We start from the raw sequence: 13,325 nt of genomic DNA on the forward strand, positions 1-13,325 counted from the left end.
CGGTGGGTCAGTCACATCTTTTCTGGCTGACCCACCGCCATCGCGAGCAGGCTCGCTCCCACAAGGGTTGTGTGTCGGTTCCGGGATTCGGGACCGACACCCATTGGCTCAGTTGCTCTTCACCGCATAGTCAGGCTTCTTGTCGTTGCCGGCGATGAAGGGGCTCCACGGTTGGGCGCGGATCGGGCCTTCGGTCTGCCAGACCACGTTGAACTGACCGTCGGCCTGGATCTCGCCGATCATCACCGGCTTGTGCAGGTGGTGGTTGGTCTTGTCCATGGTCAGGGTGTAGCCCGACGGTGCGGCGAAGGTCTGGCCGGCCAGGGCTTCGCGGACTTTGTCGACGTCGGTGGACTTGGCTTTTTCCACCGCTTGCGCCCACATGTGGATGCCGACGTAAGTGGCTTCCATCGGGTCGTTGGTCACCGCCTTATCGGCCCCTGGGAGGTTCTTGGCCTTGGCGTAGGCCTTCCAGGAATCGACGAATTTCTTGTTCGTCGGGTTATCCACGGATTCGAAGTAGTTCCACGCCGCCAGGTTGCCCACCAGCGGTTTGGTGTCGATGCCGCGCAGTTCCTCCTCGCCCACCGAGAACGCCACGACCGGTACGTCGGTGGCCTTCAGGCCCTGGTTCGCCAGTTCTTTATAGAAGGGCACGTTGGAGTCGCCGTTGACCGTGGAAATGACCGCGGTCTTGCCGCCGGCCGAGAACTTCTTGATGTTGGCAACGATGGTTTGGTAATCGCTGTGGCCGAACGGGGTGTAGACCTCTTCGATGTCTTTGTCCGCCACACCTTTGGAGTGCAGGAACGAGCGCAGGATCTTGTTGGTGGTGCGCGGGTAGACGTAGTCGGTGCCCAGCAGGAAGTAGCGTTTGGCACTGCCGCCTTCTTCGCTCATCAGGTATTCCACCGCTGGAATCGCCTGCTGGTTCGGCGCGGCACCGGTGTAGAACACGTTCGGCGACATCTCTTCGCCTTCGTATTGCACCGGGTAGAACAGCAGGCCGTTGAGCTCTTCGAACACCGGCAACACCGACTTGCGCGACACCGACGTCCAGCAGCCGAACACTACGGCGACCTTGTCCTGGGTCAGCAGCTGACGGCCCTTTTCCGCGAACAGCGGCCAGTTCGACGCCGGGTCCACGACCACCGCTTCAAGCTTCTTGCCGTTCACCCCACCCTTGGCGTTGATCTCATCGATGGTCATCAGCGCCATGTCCTTGAGGGACGTTTCGGAGATCGCCATGGTGCCGGACAGCGAATGCAGGATGCCGACCTTGATGGTCTCGGCGGCCTGGACGGTCCAGGCCATGCCCATCGCGGCAATGCTTGCCGAGAGTGTAAAAGCCTTGATCAAGCTACGACGCTTCATTGTGCGATCTCCGTGGACTTATGAGTTTTTTTTCGAGGGCAGATGCAAACGCTGAAGGTGCTTTTGCAAGGGGTGTGCCCGGTCCGGAAAAGGCTTGGAAATGCGGGATTGGCGTGGGCTGCGTGCGAGGTAATGCACCATGAATGAACGCATTGCGGGGGCTGGTGCGAGGAGGTGCGCCACATTAGGGCGCAGATATCATTGTCGCTCTCTATCAACTGTGGGAGCGGGCTTGCTCGCGAAAGCGGTGGGCCAGTCACAGGGATGTTAAAAGTGCCGACGCCTTCGCGAGCAAGCCCGCTCCCACAAGGTTAGCGACGGCGCATCAGACCGATAAAAAACAAGCCGCCAATGGCCGCCGTGGCGACACCAATCGGCAAGTCTTCCGGCGCGATCAGCGTCCGCGCCGCCACGTCCACCCACACCAGGAACAGGCCACCCAGCAGCACGCAGGCAGGCAACAGCCGCCGATGTTCGGCACCCACCAGGCGCCGGGCAATGTGCGGCACCATCAGCCCGACAAAACCAATCGAGCCGCTGATGGACACCAGCACACCGGTCATCAGCGACGCGATCAAGAAGATCCACAAGCGCACCTTCGCCGCGTTCAAACCCAGGGTCACGGCGGTCTGTTCGCCGGCCATCAACGCGTTCAGCGGCCGGGCCATGCCCAGCAGTAACACCAGCCCCAGCGACACACTGGCCGCCGGCACTGCCAGCAGCTCCCAGCGTGCCAGGCCCAGGCCACCGAGCATCCAGAACATTACCGCGGAGCTGGCGCGGTGATCCCCCAGGAACAGCAGCAGATTGGCCGCCGCCATCATCACGAAGGACACCGCTACGCCGCACAGCAACAACCGGTCACTTTCCAGGCGGCCCTGGCGACTGGCGATGGCGAGCACCAGCAGCATGCTCAGCAACGCACCGATGAACGCCGCCAGCGGCAGGGTCAGCAAGCCGATGATTTCGCCGAGATGCAGCACCACGATGACCGCGCCCAAGGTCGCACCGGACGTCACGCCCAGCAGGTGTGGATCGGCCAGCGGGTTGCGCGTGACCGCTTGCAGTACCGCGCCGATCAACGCCAGTCCGGCGCCTACCAAGGCCCCCAGCAACAAGCGCGGTACACGGATCAACCAGACGATATGCTCCTGGCCCGGCGTCCAATGCACCTCGCCCATACCGAAAGCCTTGTTCAGCAAGATGTCCCAGACCACCGCCACCGGCACCCGTGCCGGACCAAAACCCAGGGACGCCACGCACGACACCAGCATCAGCGCACCGAGGAGCACCAACAGGGCGCCATAACGACGACCGTTCATTGGTGGTGAAACCCTCGTGCCAGGGTTTGCACCGCCAGCACGTTATCGATGCCCGGCGTGGCCTGCACGTAAGGGATCACGATGAAGCGTCGTTGCTTGATCGCGTCCACCGATTGCAGGGCCGGGTTGTCCAGCAGGAATTGTTTCTTCTGTTCGGCACTGACTTCGCCGTAGTCGACGATCACGATCACCTGCGGGTTGCGCTCGACCACGTTCTCCCAGTTCACCCGGGTCCAACTGGTTTCCACATCATCCAGAATGTTGCGTCCACCGGCGGCGTCGATCAGGGCCTGGGGCATGCCCAGGCGACCGGAAGTCATGGCGCGGTCTTCGCCGCTGTCATACAGGAACACCCGGGGCTGGTCGGCTGGCAGGTGCTTGCGCACTTCAGCCACCTGGGCCTGCATCGTGGCGATCAGTTCGTTGGCGCGGTCCTGCACGTCAAAAATCCTGCCGAGATTGCGCAGGTCGTTATAGGTGTCTTCCAACGAGGCCGCCGGGCGTTTCATCACGAACGCGCAGGACTCGGTCAGCTCGTAGACGTTGATACCCAGCGGTTGCAGGGTCTGCGGCGTCAGGTCACCGCCCACTCGCATGCCGTAGTCCCACCCGGCGAAAAAGAAATCGACGTTGGCGTTGAGCAGGGTTTCCACCGACGGGTACTTGGCCGCCAATTCCGGCAGGCCGTCGAGGATCTTCGCCATCTCGGGCGTCACCGATTTCCAGCCACTGATGCCGCTGTAGCCGACCATGCGTGGTTTGAGGCCCAGGGCGAGCATCATCTGGGTCATGTTGATGTCATGGCTGACGGCATGGCGGGGGGCTTCGTTGAACACCACCTGGCGGTTGCAGCTCTGGATCGTCAGCGGGTAGCGGGTGGGCTCGGCCAGGGCGTGGGTACTGCCCAGCAGCAGGGCGAGCGACAGCAGGGAACGCAAGGTCATGGTTGGGTTATCCAGGTGATTCGTGGGTAGCCGGACAGCGGGTGTTCATCCACCAGGGCGTCGACGCCGAACACCTCACGCAGCAGCTCGGCGCTGAGGACGTCCTTGGGCGTGCCGCTGGCAACGATGCGCCCGTGTTCGATCACGTACAGGCGGTCACAGAAGGCGGCGGCCAGGTTCAGGTCGTGGAGGCTGGCGAGGGTACCGATGCCCAGGCCCTTGATCAGTTGCAGCAACTGCAATTGATAGTGGGGATCGAGGTGATTGGTCGGTTCGTCGAGGATCAGCAATTGCGGTTGCTGGGCCAGGGCGCGGGCGAGGATCACCCGTTGTTTTTCACCGCCCGAGAGGGTGGCGAACCCATGGTCACCGAAGCCTTCAAGCCCCGCCGATTGCAGCGCTTGGGCGACCAGGCGGCGGTCCTCGAGGTTGTCGCTGTCGAACAGGCCTTTGTGGGGCGTGCGGCCCATGGCGACCACTTCTTCCACCGTCAGGCCGAAGGCGTCGGGAAACTCTTGCAGCACCACGGCGATGCGCTGGGCGCACCAGCGCGAGGACTGTCTCCAAACGTTGTGATGCTCGAGTTTGACCTCGCCATGTTCCGGCCGGTTGAAGCGGTAGGCGCAGCGCAACAGGCTGGTCTTGCCACTGCCATTGGGCCCGATCAAGCCGACGAACTCCCCGGCCGCCACCTGCAACGTCACGTCACGCAGTTGGAACTGGTGATGGCAGTGGCCATGGCCCAGGGGTGTCCAGGCGAGGTGGGAGAGGGTTAGGAAGGTCATGCAGCTACTCAAATTATTGGGTCGACACACAGTCCCTTGTGGGAGCGAGCCTGCTCGCGATAGCGGTAGGTCAGTCACATCTCTGTTGGCTGATCCACCGCTATCGCGAGCAGGCTCGCTCCCACAAGGGACTGTGGTTGCAGCTTGATAGCGGGCGCGATTGTAGAGGTTTCGCGCCGCCTTCCGTTAATGCACCGTCTTCAGCTTGAAGATGAAGCGATCTCAGGCTGGCGATTGAGTCGGCTGACGAGCCGGTCCAGCAACCACACCACCACCAGTGAGGCCCCCACCAACGGAAACACCAGCGCCAGGGCCAACATGATAAACACCCCGGTCTTCCAGGTCGGCAGATCGTGACGCAGCGGCGGCACGCCGAACTTGCCTTCCGGTCGGCGCTTCCACCAGATCACTAGGCCACTCACGGCGCTGAGCAGGATCATCAGGCAAATCAACAGCACGATGATCTGGTTCAGCGGGCCGAACATCTTGCCCTCATGGAGCATCACGCCGGTTTCGGTGGCACGGGCGACGACGCTGTAATGCGCCCAGCGCACGTCGGCCAGGACCTTGCCGGTGTACTGGTCCACGTGCAAGGTGGCGTCGTTGCGCGGGTCGTCGGCGAACACGGCGATGGTGAATACGCCGGTGGAGGTGGTCGGCAGGGTGATGCTGTAGCCGGGTTCGACCTTGCGCTCAGTGGCGATGTCCTGCACCGCTTGCAGGCTGACGGTCGGGGCGGCTGGGCCTTCGTGCATGCCGCCATGGGCCATGTGTTCGGCATGGTCGCCGGACATCGGCATCGGCGTATTTTCCACCGCCCAGGGCACGGTCTGGCGGTGGGCGTTGTTGAGGCTACCGGCCTCGACGTCGGACTTGGGCACGTCGTTCCACATCGCCGCCGGAAAGCGGTTCCAGAGGTTGGCGTATTGCTTGCCCCAGAAGCCGGTCCAGGTCATGCCGCTGAGCAGCATCACCAGCAGCAACGCTGCGCCCCAGAAGCCGACGACGACATGCAGGTCGCGCCAGAACAGCCGACCGCGCGCGTTCCAGCGTGGCCACAGCACGCCAGCCGACGATTGCCCGCGCGGCCACCACAGGTACAACCCCGACACCACCAGCACCACGCCCCAACCGGCGGCCATTTCCACCAGGCGGTCACCGACCGTGCCGATCAGCAGCTCGCCGTGGATGGCCCGGGCCATGGCTTGCAGGTTGTTCTTCGCATCCTGCTCGCCGAGGACATCGCCGTGGTACGGGTCGATGAACACGTTCAGTTCCCGCCCCTGGTCGATCACCACGAATTGCGCGCTGCGCTCGGCGTTGATCGGTGGCAGGTACTGTTTGACCTGGCCTTCGGGATAGGCCTGGCGGACCTGTTTGAGCAAGTCGTCCGCCGCCAGGGTGTGATGCCCGGCGGGTACGTTCAGCAGGCTGCCGTACATCAGTGGGTCGAGTTGCGGCTTGAACAGGTAAATGATCCCGGTCAGGGCCAGCATCACCATGAAAGGCGCCACGAACAGCCCGGCGTAAAAATGCCAGCGCCAGGCCAGGTTGTAGAAATTGGGTTTCGGTTGGCTCATTAGAAAGCGCTCCGCAGGGCAAATTGGGTTGAACGATGGAACCCTTTGTGGGAGCGAGCCTGCTCGCGATAACGGCGGTACATTCAGCACCAATGTGTCTGATAGATCGCATCGCGAGCAGGCTCGCGCCCACAGGTTTTATGTTTGCTTCGGGCAAGTTTTTAGAAACTCATATCCACCTTGGTCCAGAGCGTGCGCCCTGGTTCGTTGATGGCCTGGGGGTCGTTCGCCGGGTAGCCGAACCCGGCGTTGCCGGCCAGGTTCAAGTGCTCGGCGTAGGCTTTGCCGAACAGGTTGTCGACGCCGCTGCTGACCTTCCAATGCTGGTTGATACGGTAGGCACCGTTGACTGAGAACACGCCGAAGCCCGAGCTTTTGCCGTAGTCCTTGCCGACCACGTTGCCCTTGTTCTCATCGACCCGGTGCTGCGCCGCCACTACCCGCCACAAGGCGCCGGCACTCCAGCGGTCTTCGCTGTAGGTCAGGCCCAGGCGTGCATCCAGCGGCGGCATTTGCGCCAGGGCACTGCCGTCGCTGCTGTTCTTGCCCCAGGCGTAGGCCAGGGTCGCATCGGCTTTCCAGCGCTCGGTCAGCTTGTAGGCCGCGCCCAGCTCACCGCCCATGATCCGCGCATCGATGTTCTCGGCCCGGGAAGTGGTGCCCATCATCCCGGGGGTGTAATCGAACAGGATGTAGTCGCGTACCTGCCCGACGTAACCCGAGGCCCAGGCTTCGAGGGTTTCGGTCTTGTACTGCAGGCCGAAGTCGAGCTGGGTGGTTTTCTCCGGCTTGATCGCGTCGAAGGCATTCAGCGATCCGCTGGGGCCGGCGTTCGCCGAGAACAGCTCCCAATAGTCGGGGAAGCGTTGCGCGTGACCGACGCCTGCGTAGAGGGTGGTGGGGCTGTCGTCCAGGTCGTGTTCGTAGCGCACGAAGCCGCTGGGCAGGGTGTCGGCACGTGTCTCGTCGGCAGTCGGATTGGGCCGCACGGACATGCCGGAGCCGATGCTCTGGCGGTAATCCTTGGCCGAGGCGCGGTCGAGGCGGGCGCCGGTGATAACTCTGTCGCGGTCGGCGGCGTACCAGGTCAATTCGCTGAACACGCCGTAATTGTGGAAGTCGGCGTCCTTGGTGTAGGGCAGGTCCTTATAGGTGTCCACGCCCATGCTGCTGCGTTGGCGATGCTCGTTGGTCTGGGCGTCCAGGCCGCTGATCAATTGCACATCGGCCCAGCGCCAGGTGGCCTTGATACGTGCGCCGAGGGTGCGGCGGTCGACGTTGGAGGCCATGGGCCCGGCCATCATCCCGGTGCCGGAGGGTGTGCGCAGGGTGTAGTTGTCCATCACATGGTCGGCGTAGTTGTAGTAGACCTGTGCCTCGACCTTGTCCAGCACGTCACCGATGTTCGAGCGCTCGAAATGCAGCCCGAGGCTTTCGCGCTTGAACTGCGCGCCGTCCATGCTGCGCCCGGCGTAACGCGCTTCGCCGTCGCCCTTGCCCGCAGTCAACTCCAGCAGGGTGTCGGCGTCCGGGGTCCAGCCGAGGGTGACGTCGCCGTTCCACTTGTCATAGCGCGACGGCACGGTGTCGTTGTTGCCGTCGCGGTAATCGTCCGAATGGGCGGTGTTGCCGATTACCCGTACATAACCCAGCGGCCCACCGGCGGCGGCATCCACCACTTTGTCGAAACGGCCGTCGGAGCCGGCCAGCACGCTGGCGTTGACCCGCGTGCCGAGTTCGCCGAACTGTTCCGGTTCGCGGTCGAACAGAATGGTCCCCGCCGATGAACCGGGGCCCCAGAGCACGGTTTGCGGGCCCTTGATCACGGTGAGCTTGTCGTAGGTTTCCGGCGAGATGTAGGAGGTCGGCGCGTCCATCCGGCCTGGGCAGGCGCCCAGCAACATGCTGCCGTTGGTGAGGATGTTCAGCCGCGAGCCGAACATGCCGCGCAGCACCGGGTCGCCATTGGTGCCGCCGTTGCGTACCAGGGCGAAGCCGGGAATGGTCTTGAGGTAGTCGCCGCCATCACTGGCCGGCACCGGTTGGCGTGGGTCCTTGGGGGTGGTGACGACGGTCAGGGGTGAGCTGGGGGCGATGGCGGTGATGACCGTCGGGCTCAGTTCCTCGACCTGATGGTCTTGATGCTCATGCTCGTCGGCAAATGCGTAGGGCGTGAGCAGCAGGCCGCACAGTGCGGCGACCGTATGACGTAAACGAACCCGTGGCTCGTTCGGGGGGCAGCGAACCTGGGCAGTGCCCAAAGCGGTGCCAGCAGAAAACCTGGACATGATGATTCCATCGAACAGACGTAGACGACACGGTCGGGCAGCCTGGGGCTGTCTTGTACGACCGGGTGAGGTAAGTGTCGGGCTTACGCGTCGAGGGGCGGTGCGCGGGTGCGAGCACCCGGGAAGAACGCTTGCCGGGCGTGGCCCAGGCGTGGGGAGGGGCTGGTGTAGATGTTGACGAGCGGTGTATCGAAGACGGTGAAGCTATGACCGCCAGTCAGCGCTGGACAATTGAACAGCAGGCTGCAATAGCCGCATTTTTCCCACAGCGCGTGATGCTCGCTCTTGGGCTGGCAGTGTTCGGCCGCCGGTGCCGCGTGCTCGGCGTGGGCTCCTGCCGACATGTCCATCTCCATGCTCATGCTTATAGACACAGGCATGGACGAAGACATGCGCTGATCCATCGGCATCGACTGAGAAATCAGTGGACCGATAAAGATCATCAGCATGGCGAACAGGCTGAGCCGGCTGCCGCGTGTCAGGCTCATGGGCTGACGGCGGGGCATGGCGGACCTGTTGCGAGGAAGAGCCACGGGCAGACGCGCTTAGTGCATGTGCATCTGGTTTTTGTCGCCGCCGGGGGCTTTTTTCTGGACCGCGACGTCGACCGTGACATCCCCCGCCTTTTCGAAATGCAGGGTCATGGCAAAGCGTTTGCCATCGCTGAGCAGGCTGCGGTCTTTCAGGTCCAGCAGCATCACGTGATACGCCATCGGTGCGAAAGTGACGGTGGCACCGGGGGCGATATTCACGACAGGCACCGGTTGCATTTTCATCAGGTCGTTTTGCATCACGTGTTCGTGGAGCTCGGCCTTGCCGGCAATCGGCGAGTCGACGCCGAGCAGTTTGTCGGCGGTGCTGCCGTTGTTGTGAATCACGAAATACGCGGCCACGGTCGGCGCATTGGGCGGCAATTCCTGGGACCACGGATGGGCGATTTCAAGCTCGCCCGCTTTGTACTGGTGAGCTTGGGCGAAGCCGACGGGAAGCAGCAGGGCAGCCAGCAGGATAAGTCTGTTCAACATGGATGATTCTCCAGAACGATTCGAGGCGCAGGTTCAAATGCGGAGGAATCAGACCAGAGGTGAGGCGCGGGGATTGAGGCTCGGCCATTGCTGGCGCGGTGTCGGGCTGTCGAGTTTCGAATGGGCGCTCCTGCGATGCGCCAGCTCTGCATCCAGATACAACTGTGGAGTATGCCCGGTAAGCGCCACCAGCGGCGCCGAACCTGAGCAGCACCAGCAATGCTGCATCGTCGAATGATTGTCCTTCTGCGGCGTGCCCTGCTCGAACTTGCCCAGGGAAATCGCCAGCATTTTCGTGCCGCTGGAGGAACAGAAACTACCCCACAGCACTTGTTCGGTCGGTGCACTCGCCACCGTGCCACCGCTGCCGGAAAGGGGCATGGCAAGCATGTTGAACAGCACTGCGAAGCAGGCGATCCAGGCAAATGCAAGCCGTTGTCGGGACATGGGGGCAATCCGCTCGGTTGGGCGATCAGGTGGCGGTATTTAGCCTGATCGGGGTTGATAAGTAAAAAGGCCACGTGCGGTGTAGGGTCGCAGGGCTGGTGTTAACAGTAGCAACAAACGCAGTCGTGGCGAGTGCATGAGATTTTTGTGGCGAGGGGATTTATCCCCGTTGGGCTGCGAAGCAGCCCTGAGATCTGGCATCGCGGTGTATCAGATAGATTGCATTTGATTTTTTGGGGCTGCTGCGCAGCCCAGCGGGGATAAATCCCCTCGCCACAAGGCGCCCTGCGCACAACCACCATCGAGTGCAGGGATGAGATACCTGACTGACGGAGCTTGTGAACCTGCTGAAAACCTAGGGCGACTAAACCCGATCACTGATGGGCAGTGACGGGAATCAAGTTACCGGCGGCCTCCAAGGCGCACAAGCCGGCGGATTCTGGCGTAGTTGTAGGCAGCGGCGCAAAGTGACGTAGCCTGCTGGCGTAGTTCCAACAGGATAGGCTTGTAGGACAGGTCTCTGTCAGACCAAATGCCGTAGCCCCTGCAACACTTCATCCACCGTCCCAAACTCCCGATCCGCCCCCGGCAACACCGGTCGCTTCAACACCAACACCGGCACCCCTCGCTCCCGAGCCACCTCCAGTTTCGGCTCAGTAGCCGTGCTGCCGCTGTTCTTGCTGACCAGCACATCGATCCGCCGCCGTTCGAACAGTTCACGCTCGCCCTCGATGTGAAACGGGCCACGGGCACCGATCACTTCGCAGCGTTCATTACCGGGGTAAATGTCCAGGGCCCGCAGGGTCCAGAATTGCTCTGGCGGAATTTCGTCCAGGTGTTGCAGTGGCTCGCGACCAAGGGTGAACAGCGGACGGTGGAAGGGTTGCAAGGCCTGGATCAGTTCGTTCCAGTCAGCCACTTCTCGCCAGTCATCGCCGGCCTCGGGTTGCCAGGCCGGGCGGCGCAGGGCCCAGCAGGGGATGGCGCAGGCGCGCGCTGCTTGGGCGGCGTTGTGGCTGATCTGGGCGGCGTAGGGGTGGGTGGCGTCTAGCAACAGGTCGATGCCTTCGGCGCGAATGAACTGCGCCAAGCCTTCGGCGCCGCCGTAGCCGCCGACGCGCACCTGGCAGGTCAGGTCGGTGGGGATACGGCCAATGCCGGCCAGGCTGTAGATATGCTGGGGCCCGAGGGTGCGGGCGATGGCCAGGGCTTCGGTGACGCCGCCCAGTAGCAAGATGCGTTTCATTGCAAGGCTCCAGCGTGGCCAACGATGCCGCCCTGGCGGTCGATGGCGAAGACTTCGACCTGGACCTGGGCCGGCACCACGCTGCGGGCGAAAGCCAGCGCATGCTCACACACCGCGTCGCCGAGGGCGATGCCGGCGGCGCTGGCCATTGCCAGGGCTTGCTGGCTGGTGTTGGCCTGGCGGATGCCTTGCTGCAACGCCTCATCGGCGCCGATGGCGGCGGCCCATTCGGCCAGTTGTGGCAGGTCGATGCTCGAGTGACGGCTGTGCAGGTCCATGTGGCCGGCGGCGAGTTTGCTGATTTTGCCGAAGCCGCCGCAGAGGCTGAGTTTTTCCACCGGCACCTTGCGCACGTGCTTGAGCACGGCGCCGACGAAATCGCCCATTTCGATCAGGGCGATTTCCGGCAGGTTGTAGACCCGGCGCATGGTGTCTTCGCTGGCATTGCCGGTGCAGGCGGCGATGTGCAGGTAGCCGTTGGTTTTCGCCACGTCGATACCCTGGTGGATCGAGGCAATGTAGGCCGCACAGGAGAACGGTCGGACGATGCCGCTGGTGCCGAGGATCGACAGGCCGCCGAGAATGCCCAGGCGTGGGTTCATGGTTTTCAGCGCCAGGGCTTCGCCGCCCTCGACGTTGACCGTGACTTCGAAACCACCGGCATAACCGCTTTCCTCGGCCAGCCGTCCCAGGTGGTCGTTGATCATTTTGCGCGGCACCGGGTTGATCGCCGGTTCACCGACACCCAGCACCAACCCCGGTCGCGTCACCGTGCCCACGCCGCGACCGGCGACGAAGCGCACGCCGGGTTCGGCGATCAGGCGCACCTGGGAAAACAGCAGGGCGCCGTGGGTCACGTCCGGGTCGTCGCCCGCGTCCTTGATCGTCCCGGCCTCGGCACCCTGCTCGGTCAGTCGGCAGAATTCCAGGCGCATCTGCACCAGCTTGCCCTTGGGCAGCACGATTTCCACGGCATCGGCGTGGATGCCGCTCAGGAGCAAGCGGGCCGCCGCCAGGCTGGTGGCGGTGGCGCAGCTGCCGGTGGTCAGGCCACTGCGCAGGGGGGCGGGTTGTTCGGCGGTTTCGTCACGCATCGAGGGGTTTGACCAGATCGAGCAAGGTGATCGGCAAGGCCTGGCGCCAGGTGTCGAACTCGCCCAGTGGCTGGGCCTGGGCGATGTGGATCCGGGTCAGCTCGCCGCCGTGACGTTCGCGCCAGGTCATGAGCGTCATCTCGCTTTGCAGGGTCACGGCGTTGGCGACGAGTCGGCCGCCGGGCTTGAGCTGGGCCCAGCAGGCGTCGAGTACGCCTTCGCGGGTGACACCGCCGCCGATGAATACCGCGTCCGGGCGTTCGAGTCCTTCCAGAGCCTGCGGGGCTTTCCCGCGAATAAGTTGCAGGCCGGGCACGCCGAGGGTGTCGCGGTTGCGTTCGATCAAGGCTTGGCGGCCCTCGTCGGCTTCGATGGCCAGGGCCCGGCAACTGGGGTGGCTACGCATCCATTCGATGCCGATGGAGCCGCTGCCGGCGCCGACATCCCAGAGCAGTTCGCCGGGCGTCGGGGCGAGGCGGGCCAGGGTGATCGCGCGCACGTCGCGCTTGGTCAATTGGCCGTCGTGTTCGAACGCGGTGTCCGGCAAGCCGGCCAGGCGTGACAGGCGCGGTGCCGAAGGTTCGGCCCGGCATTCGATGGCGATCAGGTTCAGGTCGGCGACGGCCGGGTCGGACCATTGCGTTGCAGTGCTTTCGATCCGTCGTTCTGCCGACCCGCCGAGGTGTTCCAGCACGGTCATGGGGCTGGGGCCGAACCCGCGCTCGCGCAGCAATGTCGCCACGGCGGCGGGGCTGTGGCGGTCATTGCTCAGCAGCAACAGCCTGACGCCTGTGGATAAATGCACATTGAGCGCCGCCAGCGGGCGTGCCACCAGCGATAGCGTGACCACGTCCTGCAGTGGCCAACCCATGCGCGCCGCAGCCAGCGAACAGGAGGAGGGGGCCGGGATGATCAGCATCTGATCGCCCGGCACCTGTCTAGCCAGGCTGGCGCCCACGCCGTAGAACATCGGATCGCCACTGGCCAGCACACACACCGCTTCACCTGGTCGGGCCAGCAGCGGTTCGAGGGAGAACGGGATGGGCCACAGCTCTCGTTCGCCACGGATACACACCGGCAGCAGATCCAGCTGACGCTGCGCTCCAACGATCCGCGAAGCACCGAGCAGCGCGCGGCGAGCAACCTTGCCCAGGCCTTTGAAGCCCTCTTCGCCGATGCCCACTACGGTCAGCCAGGGTGTCATCTGTGTTCCTCGAATA

At 63.6% G+C, this 13,325-nt stretch carries 12 protein-coding genes; all 12 read right to left on the reverse strand.

Annotated elements, in window-relative coordinates:
• Nucleotides 1-108 precede the first annotated feature (108 nt).
• The 12 genes from urtA to cbiE all read right to left on the reverse strand — a co-directional run bounded on the left by urtA (nt 109) and on the right by cbiE (nt 13,309).
• A complete protein-coding gene (urtA, locus tag AC30D9_RS15695) occupies nt 109-1,374 on the reverse strand; it encodes an urea ABC transporter substrate-binding protein (protein ID WP_134922666.1) in 1,266 nt (421 codons plus the stop codon).
• A 311-nt stretch (nt 1,375-1,685) separates the two neighbouring features.
• Nucleotides 1,686-2,696, reverse strand: a complete 1,011-nt coding sequence (locus AC30D9_RS15700; RefSeq protein ID WP_490144356.1) for a FecCD family ABC transporter permease — start codon at nt 2,694-2,696, stop codon at nt 1,686-1,688.
• A complete protein-coding gene (locus AC30D9_RS15705) occupies nt 2,693-3,640 on the reverse strand; it encodes an ABC transporter substrate-binding protein (RefSeq protein ID WP_490144357.1) in 948 nt (315 codons plus the stop codon). The genes AC30D9_RS15700 and AC30D9_RS15705 overlap by 4 nt, the downstream gene beginning before the upstream one ends.
• Complete coding sequence (locus AC30D9_RS15710) at nt 3,637-4,425, reverse strand: ABC transporter ATP-binding protein (RefSeq protein WP_307575940.1); 789 nt, start codon at nt 4,423-4,425, stop codon at nt 3,637-3,639. The genes AC30D9_RS15705 and AC30D9_RS15710 overlap by 4 nt, the downstream gene beginning before the upstream one ends.
• A 200-nt stretch (nt 4,426-4,625) precedes the next feature.
• On the reverse strand, nt 4,626-6,005 hold the full coding sequence (locus AC30D9_RS15715) for a PepSY-associated TM helix domain-containing protein (RefSeq protein ID WP_490144358.1): 1,380 nt from the start codon (nt 6,003-6,005) through the stop codon (nt 4,626-4,628).
• 161 nt (nt 6,006-6,166) lie between these two features.
• Nucleotides 6,167-8,293: a TonB-dependent copper receptor gene (locus AC30D9_RS15720; RefSeq protein WP_490144359.1), complete on the reverse strand. Its 2,127-nt coding sequence runs from the start codon at nt 8,291-8,293 to the stop codon at nt 6,167-6,169.
• Nucleotides 8,294-8,376: 83 nt separating this feature from the next.
• Complete coding sequence (locus AC30D9_RS15725) at nt 8,377-8,781, reverse strand: DUF2946 domain-containing protein (protein WP_490144394.1); 405 nt, start codon at nt 8,779-8,781, stop codon at nt 8,377-8,379.
• Between the two features lie 57 nt (nt 8,782-8,838).
• Nucleotides 8,839-9,318: a copper chaperone PCu(A)C gene (locus tag AC30D9_RS15730; protein WP_134922673.1), complete on the reverse strand. Its 480-nt coding sequence runs from the start codon at nt 9,316-9,318 to the stop codon at nt 8,839-8,841.
• A gap of 48 nt (nt 9,319-9,366) precedes the next feature.
• Nucleotides 9,367-9,765: a DUF2946 domain-containing protein gene (locus AC30D9_RS15735; protein ID WP_134922674.1), complete on the reverse strand. Its 399-nt coding sequence runs from the start codon at nt 9,763-9,765 to the stop codon at nt 9,367-9,369.
• A 523-nt stretch (nt 9,766-10,288) separates the two neighbouring features.
• Nucleotides 10,289-11,011, reverse strand: coding sequence for a cobalt-precorrin-6A reductase (locus tag AC30D9_RS15740; protein ID WP_490144360.1), 723 nt, complete (start codon nt 11,009-11,011; stop codon nt 10,289-10,291).
• Nucleotides 11,008-12,105 carry a cobalt-precorrin-5B (C(1))-methyltransferase gene (locus AC30D9_RS15745; protein WP_134922676.1) on the reverse strand — a complete coding sequence of 366 codons (1,098 nt, stop codon included), beginning with the start codon at nt 12,103-12,105 and terminating at the stop codon, nt 11,008-11,010. The genes AC30D9_RS15740 and AC30D9_RS15745 overlap by 4 nt, the downstream gene beginning before the upstream one ends.
• Nucleotides 12,098-13,309: a precorrin-6y C5,15-methyltransferase (decarboxylating) subunit CbiE gene (gene cbiE, locus AC30D9_RS15750; RefSeq protein ID WP_490144361.1), complete on the reverse strand. Its 1,212-nt coding sequence runs from the start codon at nt 13,307-13,309 to the stop codon at nt 12,098-12,100. Before cbiE ends, AC30D9_RS15745 begins: the two co-directional genes overlap by 8 nt.
• Between the last annotated feature and the right edge of the window lie 16 nt (nt 13,310-13,325).

This window comes from Pseudomonas sp. DF11 (assembly GCF_058148565.1).